Here is a 16,324-nt window from a genome sequence, read left to right as displayed (position 1 = left end):
CGCGCACCCTGCCTAACAATAAGGACGGCCCCGGTGAGTTCAGTCAGTAAGTCGATTTTGTTGGTTGACGACGATCAGGAAATTCGCGAGCTGCTGGAAACTTATCTCAGCCGCTGCGGCTTCCAGGTGCGCAGCACCGCCGACGGGGCCGGCTTTCGCCTGGCCCTCAACGAGGCGCCCAGCGACCTGGTGATCCTCGATGTGATGCTGCCGGACGAAGACGGCTTCAGCCTGTGCCGCTGGATCCGCCAGCATCCCAAGCGCAGCCAGGTGCCGATCATCATGCTGACCGCCAGCTCCGACGAGGCCGACCGGGTCATCGGCCTGGAGCTGGGCGCCGACGACTACCTGGGCAAGCCTTTCAGCCCCCGGGAGCTGCAGGCGCGGATCAAGGCCCTGCTGCGGCGCGTGCAGTTCACCCAGGAGCGGGTTGTCGGCGAGGTGCTGTGCTTCGACGAATGGCGCCTGGATGTGATCAGCCACCGGCTGTTCCACAACGATGGCGAGGAGGTGATTCTCTCCGGCGCCGACTTCGCTCTGCTCAAGCTGTTTCTCGACCATCCCCAGGAAATCCTCGATCGCGACACCATCGGCAATGCCACCCGCGGGCGTGACCTGATGCCCCTGGATCGCATCGTCGACATGGCGGTGAGCCGCCTGCGCCAGCGTCTGCGTGACACCGAAAAGCCGCCGCGGCTGATTCGCACCGTGCGCGGCAGTGGCTATCAATTGGCAGCCAATGTGGTTGCCGGCAATGGCCACTGAGGCATTGCGCAAAGTGCTGCGGCGCCTGCCGGTGCCCCGTTCCCTGCTGGGGCGGATGCTGCTTTTGACCCTGCTGGCGGTGCTGTTCGCCCAGGCGCTGTCCAGCGTGATCTGGGTTTCCCAGCTGCGCGCCACCCAGCTCGAAGGGCTGGTGACCAGCGCCCGCAGCCTGGCCCACTCGATGACCGCCAGCGTCAGTTACCTGCGTTCGTTGCCGGTGGCGTACCGGCCCCTGGTGCTGGACCAGTTGCGCAGCATGGGCGGTACGCGGTTTGTCGTGACCCTGAACGACAAGCCCCTGGGCATGCAGGTGCTGCCCGCCACCCCGCGCAAAGAAGCGGTGTTGCAAGCCGTGGAGCAGGTGTTGCGCCAGTCCCTGGGCAATGACGCGGATATCTCCGTGACCTTCGTCAGCCCCGATGACCTGCGGATCTTCAATGGCGGCCTCAAGCTCGACGAATTGCCGCGCTCCTGGGCCCATTACGCCCTGACCCTGGAACCGGTAAACCCGCCGGTGCTGGTGACCCAGATCCAGATGGCGCCGGGAGAGTGGCTGTACATCGCCTCGCTGTTGCCCGAGCCCTATACCAGCCTGGAAGAACAGGGCCTGCCGGCACAGCAGGTGTGGTTCATCCTGCTCACCAGCGGTTTTCTGCTGTTGTTCATCGGCCTGTTGGTGCATTGGCAGAGCCGGCCCCTCAAGCGCCTGGCCCGGGCGGCGCGGGACATGTCCCTGGGGGCCGACGTCGAGCCGGTAGCGGAGGGCGGCGGCAGTGAAGTGGTGGAGGTGGGCCGGGCCTTCAACAGCATGCGCGAGCGCATCAGCCGCTACCTGACCGAGCGCAGCCAGCTGTTCAGCGCCATCTCCCATGACCTGCGCACCCCCATCACCCGCTTGCGCCTGCGGGTGGAATTGCTGGAGGACGAGCAACTGCAGGCCAAGTTCGGGCGCGACCTGGATGAACTGGAGTTGCTGGTCAAGGGCGCGCTGCAGTGCGTCAAGGACACCGACATCCACGAGAACATCGAGCCGGTGGACCTCAATCAGGTACTCGACTGCCTGGTAGAGCCTTATCTGGCACCCAACGGCAATGGCCGCGTGACCCAACAGGGCCGGGCCCTGGCCAGCTACCCGGGCAAGCCCCTGGCGCTCAAGCGCTGCATGGGCAACCTGATCGACAATGCCCTGAAGTACGGACAGAACGCTCACCTGCACATCGAAGACGACGACAGCGGCTTTGTCCTGCATGTCGACGACGAAGGTCCCGGCGTACCGGAGCAGCGCCTGGAGCAAGTCTTCGAGCCGCACTTCCGTCTTGCTGGCCAGCAGCAGGGCTACGGCCTGGGCCTGGGGATTGCCCGCAACATCGCCCACAGCCATGGCGGCGAAGTCAGCCTGCAGAACCTGCGCGAAGGCGGCCTGCGCGTAACCCTTTACCTGCCCCGGACCTTCGACTGACCTGCCTGCCGTTGTAAGCGCTGGCTTGTGGAGGAACTGGCTTGCCAGCGAAGGTGTCCTCAAGGGCACCACAGGGCTCAAGGGCCTCTTCGCCGGCAAGCCGGCTCCTATGGGGGAGTGCAATGTCACGGTTTGGTGACATTGCGCTGGTCCTTTGTTACCTGCGGTCGCAGGCGGCTTGATTAGACTCAAGCCTTCGATAAAAACAACAACAGGTCACCCATGGACGCTCTCTCCCTGCCATTCAGCAGTTGGCTGAATGCCCCTGCACATCAGGCCTGGCTCGCCGCCGAAGGCCTGCGCCTGCTGGATTTTGCCAAGGCCTCACGGCTTCCTGCGGGCTTTGGCAACCTCGATGAACAGGGCCGCCTGCCCAGCGGCGCCCAGGCCGAAACCATGAACACCGCGCGCATGATCCACAGCTTTGCCATGGCCCATATCCAGGGCCTGCCGGGTTATGCCGCTCTGGTGGACCACGGCATCGCCGCCCTCGGCGGGCCCTTGCGTGATGCCGAGCACGGCGGCTGGTTCGCCGTGGCCGGGCAGGCCGACGGCAACAGCACCAAGGCCGCCTACCTGCATGCCTTTGTCGCTCTGGCGGCCAGCTCCGCGGTGGTGGCCCAACGTCCCGGCGCCGAGCGTTTGCTGGAGGAGGCCATCGCCATCATCGACCGGCATTTCTGGAGCGAGGAGGAGGGTGCGCTGCGCGAGTCTTTCAACTGCGACTGGAGTCAGCCGGAAGCCTATCGCGGTGCCAACAGCAACATGCACGCCACCGAGGCGTTCCTGGCCCTGGCCGATGTCACCCAGGACTCACGCTGGCTGACCCGCGCCCTGCGGATCGTCGAACGGGTGATCCACACTCAGGCGGCGGCCAACGACTTCATGGTGATCGAGCATTTCGACCTCGCCTGGCAACCACTTCGTGACTACAACCGGGCCTTTCCCGCCGACGGTTTCCGGCCCTTTGGCACCACCCCGGGACACGGCTTCGAATGGGCGCGGCTGTTGCTGCACCTGGAGGCTTCGCGGGTGAAGGCTGGCATGCTGACCCCCGGCTGGCTGGTGCAGGACGCGCAGAAGCTGTTCGAAAGCAACTGCCGCCATGGCTGGAGCGTCGATGGCGCCCCGGGCATGGTCTACACCCTGGACTGGGACCACCAGCCAGTGGTGCGCGAGCGCCTGCACTGGACCCACGCCGAGGCCAGCGCCGCCGCCAGCGCCTTGCTCAAACGCACCGGCCAGGCCCAGTACGAGGCCTGGTACCGCTGTTTCTGGGAATTCTGCGAGGCCCATTTCATCGACCGCAGGCACGGTAGCTGGCACCACGAACTGGGCCCGGACAACCAGCCGTCAGCCCGGATCTGGGGCGGCAAACCGGACCTCTATCACGCCTGGCAGGCGGTGCTGATCCCGCGCCTGCCGTTGGCCCCGAGCATGGCTTCGGCATTGGCCCAGGTGTCTGTTCCGGGCCTTGTGTAACCATGTGGTGACATTTCCCCATCGCTTCGTTACTCGAATGATCGACTAGGCTGTTTAGACTCGTTTGCAGCGCAAGCACCAGACTTGCATGCATAACAACAAGAAAGGTACTTCAAATGAATGCGATTTCTCGCCTCGCCACTGTCATTTCCCTTGCCTCTCTGTTTCCCCTGAGTGCCCTCGCCGCCGATTCCAAAGGTTCCGTGGAAGTCGTCCACTGGTGGACTTCGGGTGGTGAAAAAGCCGCCGTCGATGTGCTCAAGGCCCAAGTGGAAAAAGACGGTTTCACCTGGAAGGACGGCGCCGTGGCCGGCGGTGGCGGTTCCACTGCCATGACCGTGCTCAAAAGCCGCGCCGTGGCCGGCAACCCGCCGGGTGTGGCGCAGATCAAGGGCCCGGACATCCAGGAATGGGGCAGCACCGGCCTGCTCAGCACCGATACCCTCAAGGACGTGGCCAAGGCCGAGAACTGGGACGGCCTGCTGTCGCCCAAGGTGGCCAATACCGTCAAGTACGAAGGTGACTACGTGGCGGTGCCGGTGAACATCCACCGGGTCAACTGGCTGTGGATCAACCCTGCCGTGTTCAAGAAAGCCGGGATCGACAAGGCCCCGACCACCCTCGAAGAATTCTATGCCGCCGGCGACAAGCTCAAGGCCGCCGGCTTCATCGCCCTGGCCCACGGCGGCCAGCCGTGGCAGGACAGCACCGTGTTCGAAGACGTGGTGCTCTCGGTCATGGGCCCGGAGGGCTACAAGAAAGCCCTGGTGGACCTGGACCAGAAAACCCTCTCCGGCCCGGAAATGGCCAAGGCCTTCACCGAGCTGAAGAAAATCACCGGCTACATGGACCCCAACCGTGCCGGGCGTGACTGGAACATTGCCGCAGCCGACGTGATCGGCGGCAAGGCCGGCATGCAGATGATGGGCGACTGGGCCAAGAGCGAGTGGACCGCGGCCAAGAAGGTCGCCGGCAAGGACTACCAGTGCGTACCGTTCCCGGGTACCGACAAGGCCTTCACCTACAACATCGACTCCCTGGCGGTGTTCAAGCTCAAGGCCGACCGCAAGGGCGATATCGCTGCCCAGCAGGACCTGGCCAAGGTCGCCCTGGGCAAGGACTTCCAGAAAGTCTTCAGCATCAACAAGGGTTCGATCCCGGTGCGTACCGACATGCTCAACGACATGAGCGCCGAGGGCTTCGACTCCTGCGCCCAGGCGTCGGCCAAGGACTTCCTGGCAGACGAGAAGACCGGCGGCCTGCAGCCGAGCATGGCGCACAACATGGCCACTTCCCTGGCGGTGCAGGGCGCGATCTTCGACGTGGTGACCAACTTCATGAACGACAAGGATGCGGACCCGGCCAAGGCCAGTGCGCAGCTGGCTTCGGCGGTCAAGGCCGCGCAGTAATCCTTGAACCCCGCCGCCGGTACGCCGGCGGCTCACCCGTGACTGTCGCCGCCCTGCCTGTGCCCCGGCCCATGCAGCGACGGTGTGCAGCCCGGATTCACTCCTGACTGGGTTATTCCGATGAGCTCTGTGGCGGTTTTCAGCAAAGCCTCACCGTTAGATGCATTGCAGCGCTGGCTACCCAAGCTGGTGCTGGCACCGAGCATGGTGATCGTGCTGGTGGGTTTCTACGGCTACATCATCTGGACGTTCATTCTGTCCTTTACCAATTCCAGCTTCATGCCGAGCTACAAGTGGGTCGGCCTGCAGCAATACCTGCGCTTGATGGACAACGACCGCTGGTGGGTGGCGAGCAAGAACCTCGCGGTCTTCGGCGGCATGTTCATCGCCATCAGCCTGGTGCTGGGAGTGTTCCTCGCGGTGCTGCTGGACCAGCGCATCCGCAAGGAAGGCTTTATCCGCACCGTGTACCTGTACCCCATGGCGCTGTCGATGATCGTCACCGGTACCGCCTGGAAGTGGTTGCTCAACCCCGGCCTGGGCCTGGACAAGATGCTTCGCGACTGGGGCTGGGAAGGCTTTCGCCTGGACTGGCTGGTGGATCAGGACCGGGTGGTGTACTGCCTGGTGATCGCCGCGGTTTGGCAGGCCTCGGGCTTTGTCATGGCGATGTTCCTCGCCGGCCTGCGGGGTGTCGACCAGTCGATCATCCGCGCCGCTCAGGTGGACGGTGCGAGCCTGCCGACCATCTACCTGAAGATTGTCCTGCCGAGCCTGCGGCCGGTGTTCTTCAGTGCCTTCATGATCCTCGCCCACATCGCCATCAAGAGCTTCGACCTGGTGGCGGCGATGACCGCGGGCGGGCCGGGCTATTCCTCCGACCTGCCGGCGATGTTCATGTATTCCTTCACCTTCAGCCGCGGCCAGATGGGCATAGGTTCGGCCAGCGCCATGCTGATGCTGGGCGCCGTGCTGACCATCCTTGTGCCGTACCTGTATTCCGAACTGCGGGGCAAGCGCCATGACTGACTCCCTTGGCAAACCGACCCTGAACTTCAGCCGGATCGCCATCTACGCCACCCTGCTGCTGGCAGCGGCGGTGTACCTGATACCGCTGGTGGTGATGCTGCTCACCAGCTTCAAGACCCCGGAGGATATCCGCACCGGCAACCTTTTGAGCTGGCCACAGGTGGTGGACGGCATCGGCTGGATCAAGGCCTGGGACACTGTCGGTGGCTACTTCTGGAACTCGGTGAAGATCACCGTGCCGGCGGTGCTGATCTCCACCTTCATCGGTGCAATGAACGGCTACGTGCTGTCGATGTGGCGCTTTCGCGGCTCCCAGCTGTTCTTCGGCCTGCTGCTGTTCGGCTGCTTCCTGCCGTTCCAGACGGTGCTGCTGCCGGCTTCGTTCACCCTGGGCAAGTTCGGCCTGGCCAACACCACCACCGGCCTGGTGCTGGTGCACGTGGTCTACGGGCTGGCCTTCACCACTTTGTTCTTTCGCAACTACTACGTGAGCGTGCCGGATGCGCTGGTCAAGGCTGCGCGCCTGGACGGTGCCGGGTTCTTCACCATCTTCGGCAAGATCCTGCTGCCGATGTCGGTGCCGATCATCATGGTCTGCCTGATCTGGCAGTTCACCCAGATCTGGAACGATTTCCTCTTCGGCGTGGTGTTCGCCAGTGGCGACGCGCAACCGATCACCGTGGCCCTGAACAACCTGGTCAACACCAGCACCGGGGCCAAGGAATACAACGTTGATATGGCAGCGGCGATGATCGCCGGGCTGCCGACACTGCTGGTCTACATCTTCGCCGGCAAGTATTTCCTGCGCGGGCTGACGTCCGGCGCGGTCAAGGGGTAAGGCATGGCAACTCTCGAATTACGCAACGTCAACAAGACCTACGGTGCCGGCCTGCCGGACACCCTGAAGAACATCGAGCTGAAGATCGATGACGGTGAATTCCTGATCCTCGTCGGCCCATCCGGCTGCGGCAAATCCACCCTGATGAACTGCATCGCGGGCCTTGAGAACATCAGTGGCGGGGCGATCCTGGTGGACGACGCCGACATCAGCGGCATGAGCCCCAAGGATCGTGACATCGCCATGGTGTTCCAGTCCTACGCGCTGTACCCGACCATGAGCGTGCGCGACAACATCGCCTTCGGCCTGAAGATCCGCAAGATGCCCGCCGCCGAGATCGACGCGGAGGTGGCACGGGTGGCCAAGCTGCTGCAGATCGAGCACCTGCTCACCCGCAAGCCGGGCCAGCTCTCCGGTGGCCAGCAGCAACGGGTGGCCATGGGCCGGGCGCTGGCGCGGCGGCCGAAGATCTACCTGTTCGACGAGCCGCTGTCCAACCTCGACGCCAAGCTGCGGGTGGAGATGCGCACAGAAATGAAGCTGATGCACCAGCGTCTGAAAACCACCACGGTCTATGTCACCCACGACCAGATCGAAGCCATGACCCTGGGTGACAAGGTGGCGGTGATGAAAGACGGGATCATCCAGCAGTTCGGCACCCCGAAGCAGATCTACAACGACCCGGCCAACCTGTTCGTGGCCAGTTTCATCGGTTCGCCACCGATGAACTTCATCCCCCTGCGCCTGCAGCGCAAGGACGGCCGCCTGCTGGCCCTGCTGGACAGTGGCCAGGCTCGCTGCGAGCTGCCCCTGGGGCCCCAGGATGCCGGGCTGGAAGACCGTGAGGTGATCCTCGGCATTCGCCCGGAACAGATCGCCCTGGCCGCGGGCGAGGCCAACGGCCTGCCGACCATTCGTGCCGAGGTCCAGGTGATCGAGCCCACCGGCCCCGACACCCTGGTATTCGTCACGCTCAATGGCACCAAGGTCTGCTGCCGCCTGGCACCGGACCAGGCCCCCGAGGCCGGGGAAACCCTGACACTGCAGTTCGATCCGGCCCGGGTGCTGTTGTTCGACGCCCAGAGCGGTGAACGCCTGGGCGCCGCCGGGGCACCGGTGACAGAGGCCCGGGGCGGCAATGTGGCGCAGTTCAAGGGCCGCTGAATCCGTGACGGATGGCCTGTCATCCGTCGCCATTGCTGTAAACCGCGTTGGATAAATCGTTAATAACAATAAAGACGAGGATGTAGGGATGAAAAAGCAACACAACAACACCCGATTGCTCTGCCAGTTGTCGGCGGTGGCGGCCCTGGTCCTGTCCGGCAATGCCATGGCCGATGAGGCGTTCAGCGCCGATTCGAAATGGATGACCGGCGACTGGGGCGGCGAGCGCACCAAGCTGATCGAGCAGGGGATCGACATCAAGGCCGACTACGTCGGTGAAATGGGCGCCAACCTGCATGGCGGTTACAACGACGACAAGACTGGGCGCTACAGCGACCAGTTCGGCCTGGGCGTGGCGTTCGACCTGCAGAAGCTTTTGGGCTGGGACAACACCCAGGCCAAGATCCAGCTGACCAACCGTAACGGCCAGAACATCTCCAACGACCGCATCGGCGACCCGCGTGCCGGCACCTTGAGCTCCTCCCAGGAGGTCTATGGCCGGGGGCACATGGTCCGCTTGACCCAGTTGTGGGTTCAGCACCAGTTCCTCGACGGCAAGCTGGACGTCAAGGCCGGCTACTTCGGCGAAGGCGAAGACTTCAACACCTTCCCCTGCGACTTCCAGAACCTGGCGTTCTGCGGCTCCCAGGTGGGCAACTGGGCCACCGGCATCTGGTACAACTGGCCGGTCAGCCAGGCGGCGCTGCGCATCAAGTACAACATCACCCCCGAGCTGTATGCGCAAATCGGCGCCTACAACCAGAACCCGTCGCAACTGGAGCACGGCAACGGCTTCAAGCTCAGCGGCAGCGGCACCAAGGGCACCGTGTTGCCGGTGGAACTGGTCTGGTCGCCCAAGCTCAACAGCCTGCCGGGCGAGTACCGCGTCGGTTACTACAAGAGCACGGCCGATGCCAATGATGTGCGCAAGGACGTCAATGGTCAGGATGCCGCGAACACGGGTGATGCCTATCGCGTGCACAACAGCAAGCACGGCTACTGGTTCGTCGGGCAGCAGCAACTCACCACCCACAACGGTGATGCTTCCCGGGGCCTGAACATCGCCGCCAACGCCACCTTCCACGACAAGGACACCAACGTCGTCGACAACTACCAGTCGCTGATGTTCGTGTACAAGGGGCCGTTCGATGCGCGTCCCAAAGATGACGTCGGCATCGGCTTTGCTCGTATCCACGTCAATGACGATGTGCGCAAGAACGCCCAGCTGATCAACGAGGACAACGGCATCAGCAACTACGACAACCCGCTGTACATGCCGCTGCGCGACACCGAATACAACTACGAGATCAACTATGGCTTCCACGTCACCAACTGGCTGACCGTGCGCCCCAACCTGCAATACATCACCCACCCGGGTGGTGTGGATGAAGTCGACAACGCGCTGGTGGCCGGCCTGAAAATTCAGTCGGTGTTCTAAGACCGTTGCGATAAGCTCCTTCTCTCTGTGCGCATTTTGCGGATGGCCTGGGCCGTCCGCTTTTTTTTGTCGGGCCGGCGCCCCCCTCATGAGTAGCGAGACAGCATTGATTTTCAGGACTGCGGCCCATGCATGAGCATCCGCTACAACGCTTTTTCAGATCCTTGCGCGAGCGCCCGGTGTTTGCCTGGGAGCGTTATCAACTGCGTGACGTGCTGGTGATCGATCACCCGCTGTGCCAGGCCGTGTTCAGTCGTCAGGGTGCCCAGTTGCTGCACTTCCAGCCGGCCGGACAAAAGCCCTGGCTGTGGTGTGCGGCGAAGTGGCCGCAGGTGGGGGCGATCCGTGGCGGAGTGCCTGTGTGCTGGCCCTGGTATGGGCGCCATCCCAGCGAAAATGCCTGGCCTTCCCATGGCTGGGCGCGGCTGCTGGACTGGAAGCTGCTGGACAGCAGCAGTGATGAAGAGGGCGTGCGCCTGCACTGGCAATTGCAGTTGTGCGACTGGAAGGTCGACCTGCATGCGCACCTGGGCCAGAGCATGGACCTGCGCCTGAGCACCGAGCACCAGGACACCGAACCCTGCCAGTTGAGCCAGGCTCTGCACGCCTACTGGCGTATTGGTGATGTCGGCGAGATAGCGCTGTCTGGGCTCGATGGCGCCCAGGGTTATGACCAGTTGAACCGTCAGGTCTGCCAGCAGCAGGGCGAGTTGCGGGTCGAGGGCGGTTGCCAGCGGGTGTTCCAGCACGAGGGTGAGTTGCAGCTCAAGGATCACGCCTGGCAGCGCGAGTTGTGCATCGATACCGGTGACCATGCCGACACCGTGGTCTGGCACCCCGGCACCCGGCCGCTGCTGGGGGTGAGCTGGAATGAGGTGTCGCGGTTCGTCTGTGTCGAAGCGGCTGTGGGTGGCACCGACAGCCTGCGCCTGGCGCCCGGGGAGCAAGCGCACCTGAGCTTGCAGGCGCGCGCTGCGGGGTAGGGAGCCGGCCCGGCTTCAGTTGAACTCGTCGCCCACCGGGTAGCGGCTGGCGTTGAGGCTTTCCTTGATCTTGCGCAGGTGTGGCTGGAAATCCACGCCGCGGCGCAGGGTCATGCCTGTGGCCAGCACGTCGAGTACGGTGAGCTGGATGATCCGCGAGGTCATCGGCATGTAGATGTCGGTGTCTTCCGGTAGCGGGATGTTCAGGCTCAAGGTACTGGCCTTGGCCAGTGGCGAGTTTTCTGCGGTCAGCCCCAGCACCGAGGCGCCGTTTTCCCGTGCGATACGCGCCACTTCCACCAGTTCGCGGGTGCGGCCGGTGTAGGAAATGATCACGAACAATTCGCCGGTATGAGCCACCGACGCGATCATCCGTTGCATCAGCACATCGGCGTGGGCGGTGACGGCGAGGTTGAAGCGGAAGAACTTGTGCTGGGCGTCCAGGGCCACCGGGGCCGAGGCGCCGAGACCGAAGAAGTGGATCTGCCGGGCCTGGATCAACAAGTCCACGGCCTTGCTGATCAGGTTCGGGTCCAGGGCCTGGCAGGCGCTGTCCAGGGAGGCGATGGCGCTGCCGAAAATCTTTTGCGTGTAGGCCTCTGGGTTGTCGTCGGCCTCCACGGCACGGCTGACATAGGCCGCACCGCTGGCCAGGCTCTGGGCCAGTTGCAGCTTGAGTTCCGGGTAGCCGCTGACGCCAAAGGAGCGGCAGAAGCGATTGACCGTCGGTTCGCTGACCGAGGCAGCCTGGGCCAGGGCGGCGATGCTGAAGCGAGTCGCCTGCTGCGGGTTGAGCAGGATGACTTCGGCGACTTTACGTTCCGCCTTGTTCAGTTCTTCAAGACGGTTCTGGATCTGCTCCAGAAGGTTTCGCACTCGGTCCATTAAGGTTTCCTAGATCGGCTAGACAGGCGCTGCGGGCAGGGCCGGGAAGCGGTCAATCGAGCAAGGCGCGCCGACGGATTGTCGGTGCAGGCCTTTTGAGCTTGCTGCGATTGCGCTGCGCACCGGGTCGCTGGCGCGCCTGCAATGCGAAGTTGAGAGGTGGCCTATCCTACTGATGGCCCGGATCGACCACCACCTGGAATCTGTATTTTGTAAAAATGTTGTGTTTATTACTACATTTTTCCTTGAGTGATGCCTTGAAAAAAGGTATTTGTAGCTTAACTTGATAAAAGAACAAACATCATGCCTTCGATAACGGTTGAACCCTGCACCTTTGCCTTGTTTGGCGCGCTGGGCGATCTGGCGCTGCGTAAGCTGTTTCCTGCCCTGTACCAACTCGATGCCGCCGGTTTGCTGCATGACGACACGCGCATCCTGGCCCTGGCCCGCGAGCCTGGCAGCGAGCAGGAACACCTGGCGAATATCGAAACCGAGCTGCACAAGTATGTCGGCGACAAGGATATCGATAGCCAGGTCCTGCAGCGTTTTCTCGCCCGCCTGAGCTACCTGCATGTGGACTTCCTCAAGGCCGAGGACTACGTCGCCCTGGCCGAACGTGTCGGCAGCGAGCAGCGCCTGATTGCCTACTTCGCCACGCCGGCGGCGGTGTATGGCGCGATCTGCGAAAACCTCTCCCGGGTCGGGCTCAACCAGCACACCCGTGTGGTCCTGGAAAAACCCATCGGCTCGGACCTGGATTCATCACGCAAGGTCAACGACGCGGTGGCGCAGTTCTTCCCGGAAACCCGCATCTACCGGATCGACCACTACCTGGGCAAGGAAACGGTGCAGAACCTGATTGCCCTGCGTTTCGCCAACAGCCTGTTCGAAACCCAGTGGAACCAGAACTACATCTCCCATGTGGAAATCACCGTGGCCGAGAAGGTCGGCATCGAAGGTCGCTGGGGCTATTTCGACAAGGCCGGCCAGCTGCGGGACATGATCCAGAACCACTTGCTGCAATTGCTCTGCCTGATCGCCATGGACCCGCCGGCCGACCTTTCGGCCGACAGCATCCGCGACGAGAAGGTCAAGGTGCTCAAGGCCCTGGCGCCCATCAGCCCGGAAGGCTTGACCACCCAGGTGGTGCGCGGCCAGTACATCGCCGGCCACAGCGAAGGCCAGTCGGTGCCGGGCTACCTGGAGGAAGAAAACTCCAACACCCAGAGCGACACCGAGACCTTCGTCGCCCTGCGCGCCGATATCCGCAACTGGCGCTGGGCCGGTGTGCCGTTCTACCTGCGCACCGGCAAGCGCATGCCACAGAAGCTGTCGCAGATCGTCATCCACTTCAAGGAACCCTCGCACTACATCTTCGCCCCCGAGCAGCGCCTGCAGATCAGCAACAAGCTGATCATCCGCCTGCAGCCGGACGAAGGTATCTCGTTGCGGGTGATGACCAAGGAGCAGGGCCTGGACAAGGGCATGCAACTGCGCAGCGGTCCGTTGCAGCTGAATTTTTCCGATACCTATCGCAGTGCACGGATCCCCGATGCCTACGAGCGGTTGTTGCTGGAAGTGATGCGCGGCAATCAGAACCTGTTTGTGCGCAAAGATGAAATCGAAGCCGCGTGGAAGTGGTGTGACCAGTTGATTGCCGGGTGGAAGAAATCCGGCGATGCGCCCAAGCCGTACGCGGCCGGGTCCTGGGGGCCGATGAGCTCCATTGCACTGATCACGCGGGATGGGAGGTCTTGGTATGGCGATATCTGATTTGCAACTGCCGGCGGGCGTGCGCGCCCACGAATTCCGCAGCCCCACGCTGCTGGCTGAAGGCCAGGCGCTGAAGGTCGCCGAGCTGCTGCGCGAGGCCATTGCCGCGCGCGGCAACGCCACCCTGGTGGTGTCCGGTGGCCGTAGCCCGGTGGCGTTTTTCCAGGCTCTGGTGAAGCAGGAGCTGGATTGGTCCAAGGTGCTGATCACCCTGGCGGACGAGCGCTGGGTGCCTGTGGAGCATGCCGACAGCAATGCGGGCCTGCTCAAGCGCTACCTGCTCCAGGGGCCGGTGGCCAAGGCTCGCTTCCTCGGCCTCTACAGTGCGGCGGCCAATCTTGAAGAGGCTGCCCTGCAAGCGGACAGTCTGCTGGCCGAACTGCCGGGCATCGATGTGCTGGTGCTGGGCATGGGGGATGACGGCCACACCGCGTCGCTGTTCCCCAACAGCCCGAACCTGGCTGAAGCGCTCAAGGCCGATGGCACTCGTCGCTGCTGGCCGATGCTGGCGCCCAGCGTGCCCCATCAGCGCCTGAGCATGAGCCGGGCATTGCTGGCTTCGGCCCGCAACAGCCTGTTGTCGATTTCCGGTCAGTCCAAGCTGACCACCCTGAGCGCCGCACTGGCTGGTGACGCTGTCGCCGAAATGCCGATTCGCGCCTTCCTGCAAACCCCGTTAGAGATTTACTGGTGCCCATGAGCCAAGGATCAGCCGCTATGACAAACCTCGCCCCGACCGTTTCCATGGCGGACAAAGTTGCCCTGATCGACAGCCTCTGCGCCAAGGCGCGGATCCTGCCGGTGATCACCATTGCCCGCGAGCAGGATGTCCTGCCGCTGGCCGATGCCCTGGCGGCCGGCGGCCTGACCGCCCTGGAAGTGACCCTGCGTTCGCAGTTCGGCCTCAAGGCGATCCAGATCCTGCGCGAACAGCGCCCGGAGCTGGTGACCGGTGCCGGCACTGTGCTCGACCCGCAGATGCTGGTGGCGGCGGAGGCGGCAGGTTCGCAGTTCATCGTCACCCCGGGCATCACCCGCGACCTGCTGCAAGCCAGCGTGGCCAGCCCGATTCCCCTGCTGCCGGGGATCAGCAATGCCTCCGGGATCATGGAGGGTTATGCCCTGGGCTACCGCCGCTTCAAGCTGTTCCCGGCGGAAGTCAGTGGTGGCGTGGCGGCGATCAAGGCCCTGGGCGGGCCGTTCGGCGAGGTCAAGTTCTGCCCTACCGGCGGCGTCGGCCCGGCCAATATCAAGAGCTACATGGCGCTCAAGAATGTGATGTGTGTCGGCGGTAGCTGGATGCTCGATCCCGAGTGGATCAAGAACGGCGACTGGGCACGGATCCAGGAGTGCACGGCCGAGGCCCTGGCCCTGCTGGACTGAAGGTTCTACCCGATTCGTTGGTGTGTTCTACGGCTTTACGGTGCGCTTGGTCGGCGCACCGTTTTTTTTTGCCTGGAGAATAGCGCTGCCCGGCGCGCGACAGGCGGGCAGGGCTTACCGGCCGGCCAGGTCGGTGAGGGCTTCGATCAACTGCTGCATATGCGCAAGGGGAGTGGTCAGCCCCGGAGTGATGCGGATGCAGGTGCCGAACCCTGCGCCATTGCGGGCCACGGTGAACAGGTTGTAGTCCCGTAGCAGGCGATCCGCCAGGGCTTGCTGGTCCTGGTGGCGGGTGAAGCGCACAGCGCTGATGGCGCAGCACAGGCGCGGGTCCTGCGGGGTCATGACTTCCAGCCCGTCCATTTCGCGCACCGCTTCGCTCCAGCTATGGCGCAGGTAGTTCAGGCGCGCGCCCTTGGCCGCCGCACCACCCATCGCCCGGTGTTCCTCGAACACCCGGGGCAGGGTCATCAGCGCCGGAATGTTTGGCGTGCTGTAGGGCGTACGGGCGCGCACGTCGTCACGGGGAAAATGGAACTCGTCCATGTCCGGGTCGATGTCTTCCAGGCGTTCGGGGTGGATATACACAAAGCCCAGGCTCAGCGGTGCGCCGATCCACTTGTGCAGGTTGAAACCGGCGAAGGCGATGCCCAGGTCGCAAAGGTCGAAGTCGATCTGGCCCAGGGCGTGGGCGCCGTCGAGGATGATGTCGACCCCGTGTTCCCGAGCGGCGGCGGCAATCGCCCGGACCGGCATCACCAGCCCGCTGCGATGGGTGACATAGGTCAGGGGCATCAGCTTGAGCCGTGGGTAGCGCTCGAAAGCGTCTTTGTAGGTGCTTACAAGGCTGTCAAAACTGGCAGGATGCCGGTGGACGATCTCTATCACTTCGACGCCGCGCTGGCGGGCCAGCCAGCGCATGGCGCTCTTGACCGTGTCGTACTCCAGGTCGCTGAGCAGCACCTGGTCGCCCGGTTGCAGGCGGTTGTAGTTGCGGATCAGCGATTGCAGGGCGTCGGAGGCACAGCGGGTCAGGGCCACGGCGTTTTCCGGCGCCTGCAGCAGCGCCGCCAGTTGGCGGCGGATGTCCAGCGCGTCGATCTGCTCGAAGCGCTGGCGCACCAGCAGCGAGTTGCTGCGGTTCACCCACTGGATGTTGTGCTGGTACTCCTGGGCCACGCTGCGGGTCATGCGCCCGAAGTAGCCGTTTTCCAGGTTGATCGGCCCCGGCTCGATGTCGAACTGGCGAGCGATGCCCTGCCAATGATCTTCGTCGTGGGCAAGTGTGGCTGCAGTCCTTGGCATGGAGGGCTCTTTTTCAGTGACGGGGTTTGGGTTTGCCGTGTTTGGCCCGCAGGGGATCGAGCAGGTCGCTAAGGCCGTTGTGGTCAATTTCCTGCATCAGGGCCAGCAGGCCGCCGAGTTCGCCCTTGGGAAAACCTTCCCGGGCGAACCAGTTCAGGTAGGGGCCGGGCAGGTCGGCCAGGATTCGGCCCTTGTATTTGCCGAAGGGCATTTCCCGGGTGACCAGCAGTTCAAGAGTTTCAGGGGTCATGGCGGGGGCTGTCGTGTCATTCAAGAGCCTTGGAAAATACAGGCATTCTGCATGGAGGCCAAATGACAGATCATGCAAATAACTCGGATACAGATTTTTGTATATTTTCTAAGTAATTGAATAACAAGGAATAAAAATATAATCCAAGTCTGGCATGGCGG

Annotated in this window: 15 protein-coding genes; 12 read left to right on the top strand and 3 right to left on the bottom strand. The window is 63.3% G+C overall.

What is annotated here, in order from left to right; all coding sequences use genetic code 11:
* Window positions 1–33 precede the first annotated feature (33 nt).
* From F6S12_RS07055 to F6S12_RS07015, 9 genes are all read left to right on the top strand, one after another.
* Window positions 34–765, top strand: a complete 732-nt coding sequence (locus tag F6S12_RS07055) for a response regulator (RefSeq protein WP_015636744.1) — start codon at window positions 34–36, stop codon at window positions 763–765.
* A complete protein-coding gene (locus tag F6S12_RS07050; RefSeq protein ID WP_019094564.1) occupies window positions 755–2,224 on the top strand; it encodes an ATP-binding protein in 1,470 nt (489 codons plus the stop codon). The genes F6S12_RS07055 and F6S12_RS07050 overlap by 11 nt, the downstream gene beginning before the upstream one ends.
* A 222-nt stretch (window positions 2,225–2,446) precedes the next feature.
* Window positions 2,447–3,706 (top strand): AGE family epimerase/isomerase, encoded by a 1,260-nt coding sequence (locus F6S12_RS07045; protein WP_041119592.1) that lies wholly within the window; start codon window positions 2,447–2,449, stop codon window positions 3,704–3,706.
* 116 nt (window positions 3,707–3,822) lie between these two features.
* Window positions 3,823–5,115, top strand: a complete 1,293-nt coding sequence (locus F6S12_RS07040; RefSeq protein WP_011062871.1) for an ABC transporter substrate-binding protein — start codon at window positions 3,823–3,825, stop codon at window positions 5,113–5,115.
* Window positions 5,116–5,235: 120 nt separating this feature from the next.
* Window positions 5,236–6,144: a carbohydrate ABC transporter permease gene (locus tag F6S12_RS07035; protein WP_011062870.1), complete on the top strand. Its 909-nt coding sequence runs from the start codon at window positions 5,236–5,238 to the stop codon at window positions 6,142–6,144.
* Entirely contained in the window at window positions 6,137–6,982 is an 846-nt protein-coding gene (locus tag F6S12_RS07030) for a carbohydrate ABC transporter permease (RefSeq protein ID WP_011062869.1), read from the top strand. Before F6S12_RS07035 ends, F6S12_RS07030 begins: the two co-directional genes overlap by 8 nt.
* A 3-nt stretch (window positions 6,983–6,985) precedes the next feature.
* On the top strand, window positions 6,986–8,146 hold the full coding sequence (locus F6S12_RS07025; protein WP_015636741.1) for an ABC transporter ATP-binding protein: 1,161 nt from the start codon (window positions 6,986–6,988) through the stop codon (window positions 8,144–8,146).
* Between the two features lie 88 nt (window positions 8,147–8,234).
* Window positions 8,235–9,584, top strand: a complete 1,350-nt coding sequence (locus tag F6S12_RS07020) for a carbohydrate porin (RefSeq protein WP_315868802.1) — start codon at window positions 8,235–8,237, stop codon at window positions 9,582–9,584.
* A gap of 128 nt (window positions 9,585–9,712) precedes the next feature.
* Window positions 9,713–10,567: a D-hexose-6-phosphate mutarotase gene (locus F6S12_RS07015; RefSeq protein WP_019094568.1), complete on the top strand. Its 855-nt coding sequence runs from the start codon at window positions 9,713–9,715 to the stop codon at window positions 10,565–10,567.
* Window positions 10,568–10,582: 15 nt separating this feature from the next.
* Here F6S12_RS07015 and F6S12_RS07010 read toward each other — a convergent pair whose 3' ends face one another.
* Window positions 10,583–11,443: a MurR/RpiR family transcriptional regulator gene (locus F6S12_RS07010; RefSeq protein ID WP_169892262.1), complete on the bottom strand. Its 861-nt coding sequence runs from the start codon at window positions 11,441–11,443 to the stop codon at window positions 10,583–10,585.
* Window positions 11,444–11,755: 312 nt separating this feature from the next.
* Between F6S12_RS07010 and zwf the strand changes: the two genes are divergently transcribed.
* The 3 genes from zwf to F6S12_RS06995 are packed head-to-tail and all read left to right on the top strand — an operon-like array spanning window position 11,756 to window position 14,608.
* A complete protein-coding gene (zwf, locus tag F6S12_RS07005) occupies window positions 11,756–13,225 on the top strand; it encodes a glucose-6-phosphate dehydrogenase (protein ID WP_015636738.1) in 1,470 nt (489 codons plus the stop codon).
* Entirely contained in the window at window positions 13,212–13,925 is a 714-nt protein-coding gene (gene pgl / locus F6S12_RS07000; protein ID WP_019094569.1) for a 6-phosphogluconolactonase, read from the top strand. Before zwf ends, pgl begins: the two co-directional genes overlap by 14 nt.
* A gap of 17 nt (window positions 13,926–13,942) precedes the next feature.
* Complete coding sequence (locus F6S12_RS06995) at window positions 13,943–14,608, top strand: bifunctional 4-hydroxy-2-oxoglutarate aldolase/2-dehydro-3-deoxy-phosphogluconate aldolase (protein WP_015636736.1); 666 nt, start codon at window positions 13,943–13,945, stop codon at window positions 14,606–14,608.
* A gap of 114 nt (window positions 14,609–14,722) precedes the next feature.
* Here the strand turns inward: F6S12_RS06995 and F6S12_RS06990 are convergent, their stop codons facing one another.
* Together F6S12_RS06990 and F6S12_RS06985 are read right to left on the bottom strand one after the other, a co-directional pair.
* Window positions 14,723–15,913, bottom strand: coding sequence for an aminotransferase class V-fold PLP-dependent enzyme (locus tag F6S12_RS06990; protein ID WP_015636735.1), 1,191 nt, complete (start codon window positions 15,911–15,913; stop codon window positions 14,723–14,725).
* Between the two features lie 13 nt (window positions 15,914–15,926).
* Entirely contained in the window at window positions 15,927–16,163 is a 237-nt protein-coding gene (locus F6S12_RS06985; RefSeq protein ID WP_015636734.1) for a DUF3820 family protein, read from the bottom strand.
* Window positions 16,164–16,324 lie beyond the last annotated feature (161 nt).

It is taken from the genome of Pseudomonas sp. JV245A (genome assembly GCF_032424515.1).
GTDB classification, from domain to species: Bacteria; Pseudomonadota; Gammaproteobacteria; order Pseudomonadales; family Pseudomonadaceae; genus Aquipseudomonas; species Aquipseudomonas protegens.
Note: the sequence above shows the minus strand (reverse complement) of the source record. Positions and strands in the feature narration are given on the sequence as shown.

What these genes read in the sequence shown, in the direction of transcription:
- F6S12_RS07030 (WP_011062869.1), top strand. Translation starts at nt 6,137, where the DNA reads ATGACTGACTCCCTTGGCAAACCGACCCTGAACTTCAGCCGGATCGCC.
- F6S12_RS07035 (WP_011062870.1), top strand. Translation starts at nt 5,236, where the DNA reads ATGAGCTCTGTGGCGGTTTTCAGCAAAGCCTCACCGTTAGATGCATTG.
- F6S12_RS06995 (WP_015636736.1), top strand. Translation starts at nt 13,943, where the DNA reads ATGACAAACCTCGCCCCGACCGTTTCCATGGCGGACAAAGTTGCCCTG.
- F6S12_RS07040 (WP_011062871.1), top strand. Translation starts at nt 3,823, where the DNA reads ATGAATGCGATTTCTCGCCTCGCCACTGTCATTTCCCTTGCCTCTCTG.
- F6S12_RS07020 (WP_315868802.1), top strand. Translation starts at nt 8,235, where the DNA reads ATGAAAAAGCAACACAACAACACCCGATTGCTCTGCCAGTTGTCGGCG.
- zwf (WP_015636738.1), top strand. Translation starts at nt 11,756, where the DNA reads ATGCCTTCGATAACGGTTGAACCCTGCACCTTTGCCTTGTTTGGCGCG.
- pgl (WP_019094569.1), top strand. Translation starts at nt 13,212, where the DNA reads ATGGCGATATCTGATTTGCAACTGCCGGCGGGCGTGCGCGCCCACGAA.
- F6S12_RS07015 (WP_019094568.1), top strand. Translation starts at nt 9,713, where the DNA reads ATGCATGAGCATCCGCTACAACGCTTTTTCAGATCCTTGCGCGAGCGC.
- F6S12_RS06985 (WP_015636734.1), bottom strand. Translation starts at nt 16,163, where the DNA reads ATGACCCCTGAAACTCTTGAACTGCTGGTCACCCGGGAAATGCCCTTC.
- F6S12_RS07050 (WP_019094564.1), top strand. Translation starts at nt 755, where the DNA reads ATGGCCACTGAGGCATTGCGCAAAGTGCTGCGGCGCCTGCCGGTGCCC.
- F6S12_RS07025 (WP_015636741.1), top strand. Translation starts at nt 6,986, where the DNA reads ATGGCAACTCTCGAATTACGCAACGTCAACAAGACCTACGGTGCCGGC.
- F6S12_RS06990 (WP_015636735.1), bottom strand. Translation starts at nt 15,913, where the DNA reads ATGCCAAGGACTGCAGCCACACTTGCCCACGACGAAGATCATTGGCAG.
- F6S12_RS07045 (WP_041119592.1), top strand. Translation starts at nt 2,447, where the DNA reads ATGGACGCTCTCTCCCTGCCATTCAGCAGTTGGCTGAATGCCCCTGCA.